This is a genomic window from Acetobacteraceae bacterium (assembly GCA_004843345.1).
Taxonomy (GTDB): Bacteria; Pseudomonadota; Alphaproteobacteria; order Acetobacterales; family Acetobacteraceae.
The window spans coordinates 1,655,945-1,675,476 of sequence record CP039460.1 but is presented as its reverse complement, the minus strand read 5'-3'; the positions used below and the strand labels follow the sequence as shown (position 1 = coordinate 1,675,476).

Here is a 19,532-nt window from a genome sequence, read left to right as displayed (position 1 = left end):
TTCTTATCTCAATCTTTAAAAGTCACAAAATAATCACATTGTTTAATACAATGAAATTTGAAGGACAGTGTCGTGCTTATTCTTACCGTGAGGCAAATTTCGGATCGTAACATACAAATGCGCCGAAATGTCAATGGGAAGCATGTCACAATTGGGCGAGGCACAGAATGTGAGATCGTTCTAAAAGATCCACAAAAACGACTTTCAAAGCGCCACTGTGAATTATTTCAAAAAACCAATTCTGGAAAAACAGTCTGGGTCGTCAAAGATACCAGCAAAAATGGAACTTTTCTAAACAACTCCCCTATTAAATCAGAAGAAGAGCAGATATTTTTCTCTGGAGATTTTTTGCAAATAGGCGAGTATGAAATTGCCTTGTCCATTGATTCCTCAGATTCATCTTATCCCCCCAATATTATTATCCCTACTCCCCCTCTTGAAGAGGAGGATGATCCATTTTTTCCAAAAAATTCCAATCTCCTGCATTATCAGGAAAACGCCCTCGACCCGCTCGAAGGATTTAGTTCTGGGAATAAAATTCCTTCTAAGATCTCCAGAGGACAACAAGCGCCTTTTGGTTTAGATCAGGCTTTCACGCCACGCAGGACTCTTTTAGAGGAAAATAAAAGCAGTACGGTCGAAGATCACATAGGAGATGATTTTCTAGACTCTTTGCTTGAAGATATAACACCACAAAAAAAACCTCCAGAAAACCGCCCCTCTCCCCCAGAAAAATCCTATCCTTTAGAACGACAGGTGCCGCCACCTTCGTTACACTTAGCAGCAGAAGAAAGTCTTGGCCTCGAGGCTTTTTTAAGAGGTGCCGAATTAGATGAAACAGAAGTTCATAAGCTTTCCCCTCGAGAAGCTAGGGAAACGCTTGAAAAAATGGGAAGAACTTTCCGTTCTATTATCAAAGGTCTTAGAAAAGCAATTATTGCACGTTCTGAAATCAAAAATGAATTTCGTATTGAGCGGACTATTATCCATAATTCTGGAAATAACCCCCTGAAATTTGCAGTGAATGACGATGATGCCCTTTGGGCGCTCCTCGGCATCGGGCGCAAAACAGCTTTCTCCCCTGAAAATACTATTGCTGAAACTTTACGAGATATGCAGTTACACGAGCTGGCTATAATGAATGCGATGATTCCAGCTCTAGAAGAGTTTTTAGAAACGTACAGTATTGAAGCAGCTAAAAAAACTTTCGGAAAAAATTCTAGTGGCGATTTGCCTTGGTGGAACACACTTTCCGCTTGGCAGAAAGCAACTGCTTTACATAAAGAAGGAAAGAAAGAGCTTAGAGAAAATACTGACGGTGTATTTGGAAAGGCATTTGCAACAGCTTACGAAAAATATCTTCAGAAGATGAAAAATGAAACGAGCTACGCTGACTTAAACTCTGAACAATCCAATATCGACTTGAATGCTTCACTACGGAAAAACAAATGAGTAAATTTAGCCGCGTTTTCTGGCAAGAAGGTATGTTCCTAAGGACACAGCATTTTCAACAGCAAGATCGCTGGATTAGTCATGACCTTGCTTCAAGCTTTATCGAAATGAACTCTTGCTGCTGGGGACTAAAGAAATACGAAATAAATGAAGAATTATTATCTTCAGGACAGATTTGCCTTCTTTCCGCCTCTGGTTTTTTGAGAGATGGAACACGTTTCAATCTTCCTCAGGAAGGGGAACTTCCAAATTCATTAACCATCAATGACAATGCGAGCGGCAAACTTGTCTATCTGGCATTACCAAATATGTCTGCCAAAAGGCTTGAATTTAGTGCTGATGAATCTTCTGCAGAACGTTTTAAAATTACAGATGCGATCGTTCAAGATTCATACGTAGCAGACCTCGATGACGATGAACCTATCCAAGTCGCAAACCTTAACTTTAAGCTCCTACTCGAAAAAAATAATTTAGAAGGGTATCAGCTCCTGCCAATCGCAAAGATATTAGAAGTTGATCACGATCATCACGTCATTCTAGATCAAAATTGGATACCACCCGTTATTGTTTGCCGTGCTAGCGCTTGGCTTAAAAATATCATTTTAGAGATCTATGCCGTTCTTAGACAACGGGCTGAAGCTATTAGCTCTCGCTTGGGCGCTATTAAGGAACGTGGCACCACAGAAATTAGTGACTTTATGCTTTTGCAACGTATTAATGTGTGGCACTCAGTGATGGGACATTATGTAAATTATCCTGCCTTATCTCCTGAAAGACTTTTTACCTTTTTTTTAGAAATTGCTGGTGAGTTAGCAACATTTACCTCAGAAAAACACTTACCAGATCATTTCCCTGTTTACGCACATGAGAATTTATTTGAAACTTTCTCCCCCGTAATTCACTCTATTCAAAAATCATTATCAAGCGTTTTCGAACAGGCTGCTACGCCTATTAAATTGAATATGCGGAAACATAATGTGCGTGTTGGTCCCTTGCATGACAAAAGCATCTTGGAATCTGACAGTATCGTTCTTGCCGTTTCTGCCGATACATCCATAGATATTTTGCAACGCCTATTTCCATCAAAAGTAAAAATAGGGGCGGTCGAACATATACGAGATTTAGTTAATATTTCTCTGCCTGGTATTGGCATACATCTTTTACCAGTTGCACCTCGGCAAATGCCATTTATCCCGAATGCACTCTATTTTGAATTAGATAAACATTCTGATGCTTGGCATAAAATGCAAAATTCAGCAGCCTTCGCCATTCATGTGTCTCATGAATTTCCAAATCTAAAAATGGAACTTTGGGCTTTGCGTTCATGAATAATTTTCTGGAAGGCAACAATTATCACAATCATGGGTCAGATGAAGACCCAACCATTGTCATTTCAGAAGATTATCCTTCTCCGCTTTCTGCTCGTGCCGCTAAATTTTCCAATGACAGTAATCAACAAATTTTTGTTTTTGACGATTTAAATATAAAAAACAAATCTGATATCACAAAAGCAGCTGCTCCGCTTTTATCTTTTATGGCTGGGTTGGTAAAAGTTCAAAAGGAACCCGATTTTCATGCGTTAAGGTCTAGCCTCGTCTCTGAACTTTATAAATATGTTGAAAAACTCCAAAATATTGGCGTGGACAACATGACAATCCAAACGGCGCATTACATTTTATGTGCCAGTCTTGATGATATAGTTCATTGCATGCCTTGGTTTCTGCAAGCTAAACAGGCTCAACTTCCTTCTCTATCCGCAGAATTTCATCATGACGTTCAAAGTGGCTCACGTTTTTTTCTCTTATTAAAGAAACTCTCAACATCCCCATCCAGCTCCCTTCCTCTTTTAGAGCTAATGTATTATTGCATGTCACTAGGGATGCGGGGTTATTACCGCTTTTCTCCAAATGGTGCTGCTGAATTTTCACATTCGCGAGAAGAACTTTATCTTCTGATTACACGCTACCAAAACAAAGACAGGAATACACTCTCCCCTCATTGTCAGGGAATTTTTAACCCTTACAAACCTCTAAAATTTGAATTTCCTATTTGGATGGCTGGAATTGCCGCCGCCATTTTTATTATATTTTCATATATTGCTTGCTCACTCATTTTAGGGAACAATACAGATATGCTTATGGGAGAAGTCTCGAGTATTCCCCCCGTTTCTATGCCTATACGTGATAGAATTTCAGCTGTTTCCCTTGCCGATGATTCAAGCCTACGCCATAAACTCTCCAAAGGCTTATCGAAAGAAATCCAAACGGAAGAGCTCACAATTAAAGGATCCGAGATGGTTCCTGTCATTCGCTTGAATATGCGTGAAATGTTTGGTACGGCCGCAACTGGAATCTCGCCAAAATACAAAATTCTCTTAGAAAAAATTGGGAAAGAGATCAGTTTAAATAATGTAAGCCGTGTCAAAGTCGTAGGTTATACAGATTCTAAACGCATTCACACACTCCTATATCCCTCAAACTACGACTTATCCTTAGCAAGAGCTCAAAGCATAGCTACGATTTTATCGTCTCAATTAAAAAATACCAAAATCGTTTCAATAGGACATGGTGAGCAAAACCATATCGGTGACAATAAAACTGAAGAAGGACGTCAACTTAATCGAAGGGTCGAAATTGTTGTCGAAGGAGACATAAAATAATGACCTCTTTTGCACAAAAAATAAAATTCTATCTTAGTTTAAAACCTGTAAAGATCTCGCTAATCACCTTACTTATTGCGATACTTCTTTGGTTTACTCTTCCTTTCTTTTCTTATTTTACTCCCCTATTACGCCGTTTTCTTTTCATAACTTTCATTGTTATTTGTGTTTTTCTCTCTTTCCTCTTGTTTCATCTCTTTCAACAAAAAAAAGAGAAAAAATTAACAGAAAGTCTTCTTGATGAAGACGAAGCTCAAATAAAACACAATAAAATCATAGAAATTGAAGAGCTGAAACAACGTGAAAAATTCAAAAAAGCAATTTCACTGCTAAAACAGCGTGGCATAAAAAGTCTATATGATCTTCCGTGGTTTATTTTAATTGGACCACCTGGGGTCGGGAAAACGACTTTTCTACAACAATCCTCCCTCAATTTTCCACTCGAAGAAGATGGAGAAGAAGGGTTTCAAGGTGTCGGTGGAACTCGCATGTGCGACTGGTGGTTTAGTGACGAAGCTGTCTTGATTGATACAGCGGGACGTTACACGACCCAAGATTCTGATACTTCAGTAGATCATGCAGGCTGGTTTGCTTTTCTTAAGGGCCTTAAAAAAGTACGAAATCGACAGCCTATTAACGGCTTAATTGTAATGCTCTCATTAGAAGACCTGTTATCAGACTCTAAAGAAATTACACTTCAACATGCGAAACAAATACGAAAACGCATAGAAGAAATTGTTAATACGCTCAATGTTAACATCCCCATTTATGTGATTTTTAATAAATCAGATAAAATTACAGGCTTTGAAGAATTTTTTAATGATTTAAATGCAGAGAACCGCAAACAAGTTTGGGGAATGACGTTTCCTTTAGAAAAAGGAAAGCAAGATTTTCAAACAGAATATAACCTTCTTCTAGAAGCGCTCTATGCAAGACAATTAGATCGCATGCAATCAGAGCGTGGCTTAGATCACAGAGCAGAAATTTATTCTTTTCCAACAGAAATGAGTGGTTTATCCAGCATTTTAGATAGTTTTTTAAAAATGTCTCTAGGACCACTGTCTCAGCAAGACAATGTTCTCTGGAGGGGCATTTACTTTACAAGCGCAACACAAACGGGCTCTCCCTTCGATCAACTTTCTGGCGCTCTTTTAAAAACTTTTGGAATTGAACAAACTTCTCAGAAACAAAAACATAAATCTTCATATACGCGCGCTTATTTCATTTTTAATTTAACAAAAGACATTATTCTTGGAGAAGCACTTCTTGGTTCGTATACACCTAAGTATTATCAAAAACGTAAACTAATAAGATTATTAAGCCTAATTTCATTTGGCATAATTGCTGCTATTACTTCTCTTTGGATCTGGAAAGGTGAATATGCATCGCACCAGAGTATAAAAACGCAACTAGATCAATTCGCAAAGTATCATGATACAGTTATTCCTGTTATCAAACCCAAAGTGACAAGTGATGATGACCTTCCGCAAATATGCGAAATCTTAAATAAATCAAAAGAACTTTCGCAAGCTCAAAGGCGGTTTCTCTCTGTTTTTAATAAAAAAACCAATAGAATTGAAACGGAAACGGCCAATACTGTTTACGAAAATAGTCTTCAAAAAATCTTTTTTCCTCGCCTCCTTTGGCGCATAGAAGAAGAAATCCGTTTACACCCCAGAGACCCTATTTCTCTTTATGATAGCGTACGGACTTATCTCATTTTAGGCGGTGCAGGTCCTCATAAACCAAAATTTGTGCAGTCATGGTTTTTCTCCCAATGGCAACGTCAATATCCTGGGATGCTAAATTCAGATCTACGAAATTGTCTAAACGAACATTTAAGCGCTTTACAAGCTACAAGTTTACCAGATGCAGAATTAGATAGTGGGTTAATTGCGCAAGCACGTGTAGCCTTTAGTCACATAAGTCCTGCAGAACGTATTTATGCAAACTTACGTCAGCAAGAAGCCCCGACTAGTTTACAAGGATGGAATTTAGAGGATGTTTTTGAGAAAAATGGAACAGACATTGCGCCTGTTCTATTTAAAGTAAACAAAGTAGCCGCTCTTTCTCAAGATATTCCACCCTTTTTTACTGGAGATGGATTTAATAAGCTTTTACGTAAAAACCTACCTATTGTAGCAAAGGAAATAGCAGAAGAAAGATGGATCACAGGACAAGCAACAGATGTGTCCCTACCCAATAATATCCTCTCTCTAGAAAAAGAAGTCGGTGAACTTTGGCTCGCTGAAGCCACCCAAAAATGGGATGACCTCTTAAACAATATTCACTTGCGGTTATCTACTGATAAAAATGCACTAACCAACCAGCTTTATCTTTTATCCTCTACTCCGTCTCCTCTTATGGAAGTTATTTCATCCATTGCAAAAGCCCAAAAAATCTCCGATTTATCAGCTATAGAAAAACTCCCAACAGAACCTCTCGAAGAAATTAAACAGAGATGGAATACCTCAAGAACACCAGGTGAAAATGCGCCTCCAATGATGGAAACATTAAATAAACAAATTGCTGAGCTTAGTGAATTGGTCTCTAGCGAAGATACTTCTTCCCTAACCAATGAGCAGCTTGCTGTTCCCATTAAACATTTAAAACTTGAAAGTCTTAGATTTCCAAAACCTGTATCAACTTGGATGCAAGAGCTTTCTAATACCGCCCATCAGGCGCTCTACAATAAAGAGGTCAAAGCTGTAAAAAAAGATTTCAATCGTGAGGCTAGTGGCCTAGGACAAGCCTGTCATCAGATTATTCAAAACCGTTTTCCCTTTACAGCTCAATCGGATAAAGATATCCCCTTACAAGATTTTTCTCGTTTATTTGCTCCTAATGGCCTCATGGATAAATATTTCCAAGACCATATGGCACAATATGTAAACCAGAATGGCATTCATTGGACTCTCAAGGATGGTGGAACCTTCAAACCGCCTTATAATCAATCCCAAATCACATCATTTGAATTGGTATCTAAAATTCGAAACGCTTTTTTCCAAGACGGCTCATCCCCTTCTTTCAAGGCGAATATCTCTTTTAAAGGCTCTTCAAAAGTTGTTTTAAGATTAGGAAGTCTAACACTCAAATCTGGTGAGCAAGCACTCGTTTCTTGGCCTGATTTAGACAAATCAACTTATGGATTTTTCTTAAAATCAAAAATCAAAAAAGAGGATACCTCCTCAATCAATAATGGTGCGTGGGCATTGTTCAGATTATTCTCTTCAGGAGAAATTCAATCCGAAGATACAGAGGGCGTAACATACCGCTTTTTAGCAGGCGAAACCCTAAAAATTAATAAGCAAGATATTAAAGAAACTCTCTCTGCTATCCATCATTTTCAGTGCCCAAAGATTAACTAATGCCTAACTCTTTTAATATCAGTAACCGCATAAGTTATTTTGGGAAATTGCCACAATATGGAGATTTCTTGAAAGGGAATCTCCCCGAAAAAGTTTACATAACGCTAGATGAATGGATCTCTACAGAATTACGAGAAGCCCAACGGCACTGTGGAGGTCACTTCGATCAAAAGTGGCTGAAAGCCCCTATTTACTACTTTGCCTTAAAGAAAAATAACAACCTCTTTCAAAAATCCACCTTTGGGGTCTGGATGCCTAGCCTTGATAAAGCTAATCGTCCTTTCCCCTTTTTGCTGTTTCTATTTCTCCCTGAAAACATAGATTTTCAGGAAGGAATCAATTCTACACCTCAAAACCTTCTACAACTTTCTGCCATCAATCTACATAAAATCCTTTTAGGGGAAATACCATTTCAAGATGGATTAAATTTGATAGCAGAGCATATAGAAAAAACCGCAAACATTATTGAAATAAAAAGTAATTTCTGGTGGTCAGGCGATACATTTTTAGAAAACACAACCTTACCTATGAAAGAAAATTTTCACCTTCTTCTACATTCTACTCCATAACATTATGGCTTAGCAGACAGAGATAATCGTTAACGAAAATGCTTCAACAGATAGAGCGCTACCACATACATTCCCTGCTTGGCGAAGGCAGTATGGGAATCATCTATAAAGGTTATGACCCGCTCATTGAACGTTTCGTCGCAGTAAAGACAATTAATCCTGATCCACTAGAACCTCTGAGCTTTGAATCTACAAAAACATATTTCGAAAATGAAATAAAAATCCTAGGAAAATGCCAACACCCTCATATCGTCCAAATCTATGATGCGTTTTTTAAAAATGAAAACATATACATCATTGAAGAATATATAGAAGGCTCAACTTTAGCCTGCCTACTATCAAAAGATTCTAAAAACGATTTTGGGGAAATCCTAACGCTGATTTATGCCTTAGCTGAAGCAATCTCTCATCTGCACAAAAAAGGCATAATTCACAGAGATCTAAAGCCCTCTAATCTTTTAATCTCCAATAAAACAGAGCTAAAGTTAATAGACTTCGGAACTGCAACTTTTATAGAAGAAGCCATAAATGAGAATCTACTCATAGGGACTCCCAATTACATGTCCCCAGAACAATGCCTCAAGAAAAGAATGGATGAACGATCAGATATATTTTCCATTGCCTCTATTTTTTACGCTTTACTTAGCGGAAAAAAACCTTTCGATGGAAAAAATTGCATGCAGATTATTAATAATATTCTGCATAATCCTCCACTACCAATTTCATGCATCAGAACAGATATGAACAGTTTTCTGCTAAAAAAATTAGATAGCTTTTTTGATACAGCCCTAAGCAAAGAGCCTTGTAAAAGATTCCAAAACATAGAACAGTTTAAGCACAACCTAAAAATACTGGAAGATACGAGCATGGAGGCTCAAAAAGGTAAAAAGAAACAATCCTTTTTCTTAAAATTTTTACCATCCAATTGCTTTAAAGACAGCGATGCAACATGTATTGTGCCATTTTCAGAAAATAAAGAATAAACCAAAGGCTCCCTAAACAGAGAGTTTTCTCAAGGGCAAAATTCAGTTCCATTTTAAAAAATATAATATTGATTAGGGGGTTAAGATGCTGCGTAAAACTAGATTTTTTATTTTTGGAAGTATTTCAGGAATTCTATGTTTAGTTTGTACATCAAACAATCTATATGCCTCTTCTATAGGAATGCAACTTCCCTCTTGCCAAGCTGGCGCTATTACCCTCAACATTGACCAAAAAATTGCCAGCACTTCTGGTATGTCACATGATGCCGCTGATTTGACTTTTATCAACAGCAGGACAACAAGTTGCAGCATCACAACCCGCCCTGAAATTTCCTTCCTAAATGGCGGAAAGCGCCCCCTTCCCATTGCCTTTAGAACAGAAAACTTATCAGACTCTCAATCTACTCTAAAAGAAATTACTATTCCCGCAGGAGGCAAAGCCAAGATGAGATTGCGCTGGGTTTCTCAAAAACTTTTTGATAAAAATCTTTGCTATAAAACTTCCTTTTTAGCCCTTGTTATTCAAGGAGAACAAACACGCATCGCCTTCAAAAATAAGATTTGCGGAGACAAAACAAAGGGTGTTGTTTACGAAACCAGCTTATTAACGCCAGATTCTAAAAGCGGCGTCTAAAATCTCCAAGATCAAAAATCTCTGTAAAAGGACTTTTTAGCAAAAGCCTCAGATGCTTCACATCGGATTCATACTACATAACCCTGAAATTTGGTTTAAGCTACGCCTTCAATGATATGAGATGTGTTTTTGTTAATGAAAAAGCCATGAACGCCTTGGATCGTAGCCGATAGACTTCACAGAAACAATCCAGAAAAATGGAATGAAGTTTTAAATGAAATTAATCATCTCTCGCATTAAAGGATTTTACTCTATAATTTAGAACAAAAATATTTAAAACTTACAATTAATATAGTTCATCTAAATATTGAGCTTTTGGAGTTCAAATAAGATGTCTTCACTTAAAGAAGAATTCGAACAAAAATACATTCTCTATAATATGCAGATAAGAGTTCTAAATGGCATGAGAGTAGATAAATTCGAACTTCTTTATTGGTTAATTATAGATGAATTCTACATTGAATTTGGTGAAGCATTAGACGCTCTGTCTTTAGCTTTAATTCTTCTTAGTTTGCCGACAATTCCCGTTACTGGAAAATTAGGAAGCGGAGCTACGAAAGGGACAAGTCCATTACCCATAGCTTCCAGAGAGTTTATTAGACGTAATTTTAAACAACAATTTTTCAAAGCAAATCATAGAACCATCACTTGGGGAAAAATAAAAAAATTAAAGTGGGCTATGACAAGGAGTATAGGTGCCTACATTGGTCGTTGGGTTCCTTGGGTAGGTGCTCCACTAACAATTTACGACTTAACTAAAATAACTAATAGAGTGATCCATCGTTATCAAATGATAGTTCCTGAAAGAGAACGGCTATGAATGTAGCAGATGAAGTCAGAAAGCTTACGCAAAAACATTTCGGAGAGTTTCTGGATACATACTCATTAAGCAATGATGATTTTCTTTTTGATCGTGAGGATATCTTCTATTTTTTAAATGACTATCTAGAAAAATTAAACGTAGATATGACAACCTTTCACTGGGACTCTTATTTTCCCAAAGAACATCTCTTACCTAATTTCTTAATTCCTAAGCGCTTTCGAAGCCCAGAGCCAGAGCCTCTAACAGTTAAAATGCTTATCAAATCTGCAGAGGCTGGACGCTGGCTTTATTGATATTGTTTCTTACAAAACGGAATTAAAAAGAGCTATTTGCATTCCGTAGATCGTAAATTGTTCTGTAAACACCTTTCTGAATGCCGTTCATAGCCGCACCATAATCCGCAATTTCAATAAGTTCATAAGATAAAGAAACATGTTCAGAAGGAAGCGTCTCTTCTGTAACAGGATTATCAAAACTTGAGAAAATAACATTTTCTAAACGAAGAGACCTGAGCGTTGTTTCACTTCCCTCATAAACGCGCGTCATGTAAATCATGACTTGCTTCATCATTTTTCCACGAAAAAACAAATCGATTAGGGCGCAGCTTGCGCTATCAATCTGCTTAGAAAAGAATAAATCTTTGCAGGAAACAGCATTTACTCTATTCGCCATTCCGAGGCCGTTCCCTTTGGAAACATTCCGATCTCCACCCCAATCAAGATTTTTTAATTCAATACAACCTTCATAAGAGCTGGCCGTGACATCTCCTTCTATACCTTCGATCTTCATGTAAATTCCCATACCAAGATCTCCTTTCTAGATATTTAAATTAAACACTTTTCCGCCTAAAAAATATGCAAATTTCTAGGAATTTTTAAGTACACAAATAATAAAGCAGGCATTTAAGAACCCTCTCATCAGAAGCTGGATACTCGCCTGACAGAAACGATCTAGTTGTCTCTTCTGAGATAATGTCATTTTTTGTTAAAAATAAAAACATTTGATGTGAAGCAAAAAGGCGTAACATTACTTTCAAAGTTTCCGTCTCAGAAATCAAACCCCTACTGGCCTCATATCATGAAAAGACTCAATTTCCTTAAACTTATTGCTGGGGGATTCCTTTCTCTTTTCACACTAAAAACCCAAAAGACCTTTGCTCAGCAAGGACAACAAAATATGAATCGTAAGTCTTCATCCTCTATCAGGCTTCTTCGTGCCATCACCCGACATGACACAACGGAATTCAGTAAAATCCTGCAAGAAAACCCGCCTGATCTCGATTTAAATGTTAGAGATCGTGATGGATATCCCGCCATTATATGTGCCATTCTCGCTGGTGAATGGGATATGGTTAAAGAGTTTTTTCTCCATGGCGCCAATATCTGGGTTTATGACTCTGGTGGAGCTAATGTTGGCTGGATGCTAGCAACATCCTACCCAGATAATAAAGGCGAAGATAAACAATGGCTGATTGATTTCCTCAAATCTAAGAAATATCCTTGGCCAGCTCCAGAGCCATGGCAAATGCCTAAACTTGTCAAAGAAGGTAAATGGCCACCGGCTTTCGTGACGGGAAAGGAAAGAGAAGAATCGCAACTTCCAAAAGACAAGAGAGCATATTTCTTGTTAAAAGCTGACAGCAAAGTATTCCATGAATACCTACAAATTTCGAACGAAGAAGAAAAAGAAGCTTTTAAAAGAAAACATCTTCCAGAGTTTTATAAGTAAAGTTCAGGACTAAAAAATGGTCAGTAATAAATGCGATATGCAGGGTTATACCCTAGAACAATGGGAAGACCTCCATACAGGATCAGGTGTTTCTGCCGAAGCCTATAAAGACCCCAAGCTGACGCAAGAAGAACTTTGGGGAGACGGGGAAAACACGCCATTTCGTGTTCCTGATGAGCATTTAAAAGAATATTTCAAATTTAAAGAAGGTGCTTTCAACGATCCAGAACATACGCCGCTTCATCGCCCATTATGGGATCTAAATGATGCAGGCACTCCGAACTCTGGCCAACTCTCTTCTGCCTTATCAACAAGCTATTATACAAATTTTGATGCCACGATTATGGCAGATCCCAACACCAAGACCCTTTGGCTTGCCAAAGAAGGCAAATAGCCACCTACTGGTGCGAAGCTGACACAAAAAGTTCCTTAAAATTTTGTTTTTGATGTGAAGCAAAAAGGCGTAACATTACTTTCAAAGTTTCCGTCTCAGAAATCAAACCCCTACTGGCCTCATATCATGAAAAGACTCAATTTCCTTAAACTTATTGCTGGGGGATTCCTTTCTCTTTTCACACTAAAAACCCAAAAGACCTTTGCTCAGCAAGGACAACAAAATATGAATCGTAAGTCTTCATCCTCTATCAGGCTTCTTCGTGCCATCACCCGACATGACACAACGGAATTCAGTAAAATCCTGCAAGAAAACCCGCCTGATCTCGATTTAAATGTTAGAGATCGTGATGGATATCCCGCCATTATATGTGCCATTCTCGCTGGTGAATGGGATATGGTTAAAGAGTTTTTTCTCCATGGCGCCAATATCTGGGTTTATGACTCTGGTGGAGCTAATGTTGGCTGGATGCTAGCAACATCCTACCCAGATAATAAAGGCGAAGATAAACAATGGCTGATTGATTTCCTCAAATCTAAGAAATATCCTTGGCCAGCTCCAGAGCCATGGCAAATGCCTAAACTTGTCAAAGAAGGTAAATGGCCACCGGCTTTCGTGACGGGAAAGGAAAGAGAAGAATCGCAACTTCCAAAAGACAAGAGAGCATATTTCTTGTTAAAAGCTGATCGAAAATTGTTTGATGAATATATTGATCTGCCAAGACCAGAAAGAGAAGCCTTTAAAAGAAAATATTTTCCAGAGTTTTATAAATAAAGTTCAGGACTAAAAAATGGTCAGTAATAAATGCGATATGCAAGGCTACACGCTAGCGCAATGGGAAGATCTCCATACAGGATCGGGCGTTGCTGCCGAGGCCTATAAAGACCCCAAGCTGACGCAAGAAGAACTTTGGGGAGACGGAGAAAACACGCCCTTTCATGTTCCTGATGAGCATTTAGAAAAATATTTTGATTTTGATGACAACGCTTTCGACGATCCGGAACATACGCCGCTTCATCGCCCATTGTGGGATCTAGATGATGCAGACACTCCAAACTCTGGCCAACTCTCTTCTGCCTTATCAACAAGCTATTATACGAATTTTGATGCTGCGATCATGGCAGATCCCAACACCAAAACCCTTTGGCTTGGGGTTAAAGGCACCGATGATGGCCTTTTTGGCGATGATATGTTGCAAAATATCACACAGGCTTTGGGAGGACAAAGTGAAGATAGCCAATCTGCAGTAAAGCTTCTTAAAAACCTAAAAAGAGCCACAATCAATCCAGAGAGTCCTTATTATGGTTGGGGCAGAGCTGTTGCAGGCCATTCAAAAGGGGCGGTAGATGCTTTACATGCTGCCTTAGACGGCGGTTCCGAGGTCAAAACAGTTCTCATTAACCCTGCAAATGTCAATCCTGCCTCTCTTTCCGCCCAACAATTACAAAACTGGAATGCATGGTCAGAGGCTTCTCCCAATGTAATGCCGATGGTCACAAATGGAGAAATCCTTGACAGCTTTGTGAATCCTCTCTCTTCTTTAAAGGGAACGACAAGTTTAAAACCCCCTATCCTTTTAGAGCCTACCGCCGATGCTTTAAAAAAATATAATTTAAGCACTGGACGGATTGCGTTACATGACAAGCTTCTGGCACGAGAACTGATCGGTAAAAAGCTCTCAGATTTACGCAGTGAAGAATGTCTCCTTGAAAACAATCTTCTTTTTCCTCCTAAAGAAGAAACCCCCACCCCCAGCAAGAACACGGTAAGTATACGCTCTACTCCAGCTCCTAATGATAAAGGCACGTATCAGGTGCCTTTTTTATTGCAGCTGAAAACCCCACTCGGCAAAGACGGCGAAAGTTTTAATCCAAAAGCCCTTCATGCTGCTTCCTTCTACGCTGAAGAAACCCTCTCACAACCTTATTTCTTTAAACTCAAACTCTTTGCCAATGAGCAGAATATCTCCCCAGACAAGCTCATTCGCCAGAAGGTCTCTCTTCTCATTAAACGTCAAAACGGAGAAGACCGTTATTTCCATGGTGTTGTTCATAGTTTTACACAAGAAGAAACCCATGAAGACCGTGGCTGGGTTTATCATATGGAAGTCGTGCCAGAGCTTTATTTCTTAAAAGACCAGCAGATCAATCGTACCTTTCAGCAAAAAACCGCCAAAGCCATCCTCGAAGAAATCCTCACAGACGCAAATATTGAACCCAACTTCTCTCATATTGAGGATACAACCACGCTGCCTTATGTGACGCAGTTTAATGAAACACATTTAGACTTTCTACACCGCCTCATGCGTGAAAATGGCTATTTCTATTATTTTAGGCATACGCAAGAAGAAGCTCAGATGGTTATTGGCAGAGACAATAAAGCTTTTGAGAAAAAAGCGCCAAATCTTTACCAACTGGGACAAGGCGGAGATCATCAGCATCTTTTACGAGAGTTCCACAGCACAGCAAAAACCCTTCCTAAAAAAATCACTGTTCTCACCAGTAATTTAGATAAAGAGGAAGATACCGCCGATGCAAGTTTTTCTGGAACAAAACAATCCGAAACGCTCTTAACAGGGGAACGTTCTCTTTGGAAAGAACAGAGAGAGACAAAGAACTGGGTTGAGCAAAAGGCAGCCTCCTCCTCTCCTTCGTCCAGCACAACACCCCAAGAGGGATTAGCTGACTATACCCAGCAAGCAATCCTGGCTTCTGCTTCTCTGTGCAGTGGACTGAGTACCGATCCAACCTTCCAACCTGGTCTTAAAATCCACATTGCGGCTTCTAAAACAGATAAAGAAGGATCTCCTTATGTTTTACAGCAGGTGATCCATCAGGCTGAAGATTTAAGTTGGTATCGCTCCAATGGAGAAAAACCTAAAGCGCCCTCCTATGATAATCAGTTCAAAGCCTTTCCTTCAGAAATCAATTGGCATGATGAAGTTCCACAACGTCCGCGTATTGGTGGCATTTATAGTGGTCTCATTCAGGGCAATCAAAACAAAGGAACGATTGAAACCGATAAGCTTGGGAGAATAAAAGTCAAACTTCGTTTTGATCAAGATAAGACAACAAAGGCTGGGAATATCATCTGGGCGCGTCTTTTAAACCCATGGTCTGGAGAGAATTATGGCTGGATGCATTTACCACGGGTTGGAACGGAAGTTGCGGTCTCTTTTATGGGCGGAGACATTGACCAGCCTGTGATTGTTGGATGCTTTTATAACAATCAGGACCTTCCACCCTATAAGCTTCCAGATAAATCTTCTGTTTCTGGGATCAAAACACGCACCTTAGGATCAGAACAGTCTGAGGATGGGAATGAACTTTGTTTTGACGACAATAAGGACAATGAGACGTCTCTTACCTTAAAATCACAACGTTCTATGCATCTCGAAGCCCTCGAAAACCAAAATATCATTGTCCATAAAAATCAAGCCGTGGAAATTCAAGGGAATAAACAAGAGATAATTAAAGGTGAACAAAAAATTGAAATAAAAGATAGTCGTGATGTGACTATCAATGGAGAAGATGCCCTTCTTGTTCAGAAAGGTAATCTTTCAATAAAAACGGAAAACGGAAAAGTTATTGTTGAAACACCAACTAAAATTAACATTATCTGTGGTGATGCTGTTCTTACAATCTCCGAAACTGGTCTTACCATCAAAGGAGGTGACGTAGAGAGTCAAATGTAATCTTATCTCCCCTCGTTTTTATTTCCTTTAGAACAAGTTTGAGAGGGCTTAACTTCTGGCTGCGTTACCACGCTCTTCCCTTTTTGAATTTCAATCTGCTTTCCTAACTTAATCTGCTTGAGCCGATATTCCGTTTTTTTATCAATCGCCAACACAAAGATTTTGTTCTTCTCTTCGTTCTTTAAAAGCACCAGGCTTTGGTTATTCTTATGCCGTATTCCCTCATAGGTAAAAGCGCCCACAGCTTGATCCTCTAGTGGCACATACGCTTCCTGAACAAGACCTCTTATTCTTTTATCCGTACGCTCCTTAATATAATCATTAACGGCTTTCCAAGCCTCTTTCTCAGAGGGACTCATCTGACGGAACTTTTTAAGGAAAGTCTCGTTCTCTCCTTCTAACGCTTTCTTCTCTTTTACCTGTTCTAAAACGCTGACTGCATTCTGATTGACTGTGCCTTCCCGTCGCACTCCATAATGTACTTGTTCCCCTTCTGGGCGATCTCTTTGTTCCAAACTGTCTCCCTCAGCCACAGGCACTGACATGGAAGATCCATCACTTCTTGTGTCTCTGGATTGCGAACGGCTTGCCATGTCGCTGAAGGGCATGTCTCGCATGCGATTGTCACTTTCGGCCTCAGGGGATGCTTGCCTACTTTCTCCAAAACCCCACTTTGATAAGTTTGCACCTCCGTGGAAGAAACGAGAGGTGTATCGGTAAACTCGATCTGCAAAGCTTCTTGCGCTATCTCCGAATTTGCTTCCTCCAAAACGGTTTCCATTTCTGCTAGAAGCTCCTCTGGACTCTTTTCCGTTTCTTTGTTCATTTTCTATCCTTTTTTCAGTTTCTTTTTGTCTAAGTTTTTCCAATTTTGGATCTAAAAAAGTAACATCAAGCGCTTCTTGCGCTGCAAGCTTCACCATGCGTTTTTGAAAAGCTTTCGTGCCTGTTAATTTGAGCGTATTGCCACCTCTTTTTGCAGAGGCCGTTAAAATAAAGAGAAGTGCTTCATCACTGGATTTTTCATTCAGTGTCAGGTTTTTACCATCATCTTTAATCTGTTCTCGTCCCAGCTTAAAAAGAAGCGTTCCGCTTTTAGTGACTTCAACATCCTTTCGCCCAGCAAGTGCTGAAGCTGACATCGATTGAATAGAAGGATCATTAGCATAACGTTCTGCACGTTTAATCAAAGATGAGCGCCTGCCACGCATCACTTCCAGAGCTTCTTCATTCCCCTTTGTAGCTTCTTTCTTGAGCCAATCTGCCCAAGACAATCGTCCATCACCAAGATTTTCAATTCGTCCTGTTATTTCTGTCTTAATCTCTTTGATCTGTTGGGTTTTCTTTTGATGCAGATAGTCAAAACCCTTCTTTTTACTCTCATGCACTTTCATCCTTTTATAGATTTCTCGTGTAAGCTTTGTTTCTGCTAAAACTTTATCAATCCGTTCCTGCTGTTCCTTAAGAAGTTCTACCTTTTCTTTCTTGAATTTGTCGGATTGCTGTTTCCAACGTGGCATGAGTTTTTCAGCTATTTTAGAACGTTCTGCTGCCAAAAGAGACGCCTTCGCTTGCTCGTTACCTGACCGAGCCTCCTCCTGGAGCCAATCACCATATTTCTGACGTAAATCCCCAATCTTTGCTTTAGCTTCTTTGTAGCCTTCAAACAGTTGCTTTGATTCCAGAGAAGATCTATCCCAGAAAGCTTTCCGAAGCTCAGCACTACGTTCTTTTTGTTTTTCGATCTGAACTTGCTTTTCTGCCTGTATGTTTTGTCTTGTTTCAAAGACTTGCTGACGTTCTTTCTGATAATCTGCATAGATGTTATTGGTCTGCTTCTTTGCCAAAGCCTCCAAAACTTCTTGATTACCTGCTTTAACTTGCCGCTCCTTCCATTGCGACCATGTTTCTTTCGGTAGGCCTGCCTGTTTCATCTTTTCGTCAAAGGTCTGGTAAATTTTTTTGAACTCATCTGAGAGTTTCTGGTCGATGGCCTCTTTTAACAACGTATTCTTTGCTTTAAGTGCTTCTCTTTTTTTCAGATAATCTGCGTCATAAAGATTATAGCCTGCTTTGATCCATTCTTTCCTTGCTTCAAAAGCTTTCAAAAGATCTGCGGTCTCTTTATCTAAATTCAGAGGTAAAGGACGCTTTTGATAGGTTTTCTTGGGCGTTTCAGAAGTCTTTTTCTGTGTATTTTTTGGCGTTGCCTTAGCACTCTTCTCTGGTTCAGGCTTATTCTCAGCCTTTGAGAAATTGCTTTCAGGATTAAGAGAGGGCTTGTCTTCTTCTAATGGAACGAATTCCCCCAATCTCTTTTCCAAATTCCCTTTAGAAAACTCTCTTCCTAAAGAAGACCCCTTTAATCTCACACCGGCTTCAGATTCAAAAATCAAACCATTTGCGCGCATTTTAAGCTCGACACTATGCTCCCCTAAAAGCTTATGAAAGCTTTGCCAATCTTCTGTTTTTTTAAGCTCGTCTTTTAGATTTTTTTGCATCCAGCTTAAAAAACTTTCCTGGCCTGAATGCGCCTCCATATCGGCTGCTTTACTCTGACTTTGTGTTTTTGTTCGTTGTTTATCTTTAATATGGTTATCGCGCTGTAATCCATATTTCTCTTCTAAACTCTCCCGAACTTGATCGAGCGTCCAGTTATCATTATGCGGTGTTTTAATGGTAAAATTTTTAGGGTGAATTTTATTAAAAGCAATATGGATATGCAGGTTATCCGTATCTGTATGAACGGCTGAAACTCTTTGATGCTCACTAAATCCCAAAGCATCCGCATAAGCTTGCTCAATCTCTTTTAAAACTTGAGGAGATGGATGCTCACCTGCTCTAAAACTCACAAGAAGATGATAAGTTTTATCATCTTTTGATCGCTTGTTTTTTGTTTGAACAAGATCCCCTTTAATCCCAGCAGCAAGAGCGGCCTCTTGTTTATCTTCATAATGTTCCAGTGATGGGAAATTTGTAAGATTTATACTCTCAATCCGTTGCGCATTAGCCTTATCATTTGAAATATAATCAACAAGTCCAGAAAAGCTGCTCTTTGCAATCTTTTTCATTGAAATGCGTTTAGCAAGCATTAGTCTTTTTTCACTTTAAAAAACTTTGCATCAAATTTTTGAATTTTTCCTTGAAATCTTTGCTTTTTCCATCTTTTTATGATGGCTCTTACGAAAAAACAAATAAGAATAAAATCCACGCAGACTGAATCATAAA

At 39.0% G+C, this 19,532-nt stretch carries 15 protein-coding genes; 13 read left to right on the top strand and 2 right to left on the bottom strand.

Features of this window, described 5'->3' with window-relative positions:
* The first annotated feature begins 72 nt into the window (after positions 1 to 72).
* The 9 genes from tagH (at position 73) to FAI40_08115 (ending at position 10,781) form a co-directional block, all read left to right on the top strand.
* Positions 73 to 1,452: a type VI secretion system-associated FHA domain protein TagH gene (tagH, locus tag FAI40_08155; protein QCE35300.1), complete on the top strand. Its 1,380-nt coding sequence runs from the start codon at positions 73 to 75 to the stop codon at positions 1,450 to 1,452.
* Positions 1,449 to 2,780: a type VI secretion system baseplate subunit TssK gene (gene tssK, locus FAI40_08150; GenBank protein ID QCE35299.1), complete on the top strand. Its 1,332-nt coding sequence runs from the start codon at positions 1,449 to 1,451 to the stop codon at positions 2,778 to 2,780. Before tagH ends, tssK begins: the two co-directional genes overlap by 4 nt.
* Positions 2,777 to 4,111, top strand: a complete 1,335-nt coding sequence (locus FAI40_08145; protein QCE35298.1) for a hypothetical protein — start codon at positions 2,777 to 2,779, stop codon at positions 4,109 to 4,111. Before tssK ends, FAI40_08145 begins: the two co-directional genes overlap by 4 nt.
* Entirely contained in the window at positions 4,111 to 7,479 is a 3,369-nt protein-coding gene (tssM, locus tag FAI40_08140) for a type VI secretion system membrane subunit TssM (protein ID QCE35297.1), read from the top strand. The genes FAI40_08145 and tssM overlap by 1 nt, the downstream gene beginning before the upstream one ends.
* Positions 7,479 to 8,048 (top strand): type VI secretion system-associated protein TagF, encoded by a 570-nt coding sequence (gene tagF / locus FAI40_08135; GenBank protein ID QCE35296.1) that lies wholly within the window; start codon positions 7,479 to 7,481, stop codon positions 8,046 to 8,048. Before tssM ends, tagF begins: the two co-directional genes overlap by 1 nt.
* 38 nt (positions 8,049 to 8,086) lie before the next feature.
* Positions 8,087 to 9,031, top strand: a complete 945-nt coding sequence (locus FAI40_08130) for a serine/threonine protein kinase (protein ID QCE35295.1) — start codon at positions 8,087 to 8,089, stop codon at positions 9,029 to 9,031.
* A gap of 85 nt (positions 9,032 to 9,116) precedes the next feature.
* Positions 9,117 to 9,665: a DUF4232 domain-containing protein gene (locus FAI40_08125; protein QCE35294.1), complete on the top strand. Its 549-nt coding sequence runs from the start codon at positions 9,117 to 9,119 to the stop codon at positions 9,663 to 9,665.
* A 379-nt stretch (positions 9,666 to 10,044) separates the two neighbouring features.
* On the top strand, positions 10,045 to 10,485 hold the full coding sequence (locus tag FAI40_08120) for a hypothetical protein (protein QCE35792.1): 441 nt from the start codon (positions 10,045 to 10,047) through the stop codon (positions 10,483 to 10,485).
* Positions 10,482 to 10,781, top strand: a complete 300-nt coding sequence (locus FAI40_08115) for a DUF1493 family protein (GenBank protein QCE35293.1) — start codon at positions 10,482 to 10,484, stop codon at positions 10,779 to 10,781. The genes FAI40_08120 and FAI40_08115 overlap by 4 nt, the downstream gene beginning before the upstream one ends.
* A gap of 22 nt (positions 10,782 to 10,803) precedes the next feature.
* On the opposite strand, the gene FAI40_08110 is transcribed toward FAI40_08115, so the two are convergent.
* Positions 10,804 to 11,289 carry a type VI secretion system tube protein Hcp gene (locus tag FAI40_08110; GenBank protein QCE35292.1) on the bottom strand — a complete coding sequence of 162 codons (486 nt, stop codon included), beginning with the start codon at positions 11,287 to 11,289 and terminating at the stop codon, positions 10,804 to 10,806.
* A gap of 180 nt (positions 11,290 to 11,469) precedes the next feature.
* Between FAI40_08110 and FAI40_08105 the strand changes: the two genes are divergently transcribed.
* The 4 genes from FAI40_08105 (at position 11,470) to tssI (ending at position 16,304) form a co-directional block, all read left to right on the top strand.
* Complete coding sequence (locus FAI40_08105; GenBank protein ID QCE35291.1) at positions 11,470 to 12,216, top strand: ankyrin repeat domain-containing protein; 747 nt, start codon at positions 11,470 to 11,472, stop codon at positions 12,214 to 12,216.
* A 16-nt stretch (positions 12,217 to 12,232) separates the two neighbouring features.
* On the top strand, positions 12,233 to 12,610 hold the full coding sequence (locus FAI40_08100) for a hypothetical protein (protein QCE35290.1): 378 nt from the start codon (positions 12,233 to 12,235) through the stop codon (positions 12,608 to 12,610).
* Between the two features lie 225 nt (positions 12,611 to 12,835).
* Entirely contained in the window at positions 12,836 to 13,384 is a 549-nt protein-coding gene (locus tag FAI40_08095; protein ID QCE35289.1) for an ankyrin repeat domain-containing protein, read from the top strand.
* Positions 13,385 to 13,400: 16 nt separating this feature from the next.
* Complete coding sequence (gene tssI / locus FAI40_08090; GenBank protein QCE35288.1) at positions 13,401 to 16,304, top strand: type VI secretion system tip protein VgrG; 2,904 nt, start codon at positions 13,401 to 13,403, stop codon at positions 16,302 to 16,304.
* A gap of 2 nt (positions 16,305 to 16,306) precedes the next feature.
* On the opposite strand, the gene FAI40_08085 is transcribed toward tssI, so the two are convergent.
* Entirely contained in the window at positions 16,307 to 19,396 is a 3,090-nt protein-coding gene (locus FAI40_08085) for a hypothetical protein (protein QCE35287.1), read from the bottom strand.
* Between the last annotated feature and the right edge of the window lie 136 nt (positions 19,397 to 19,532).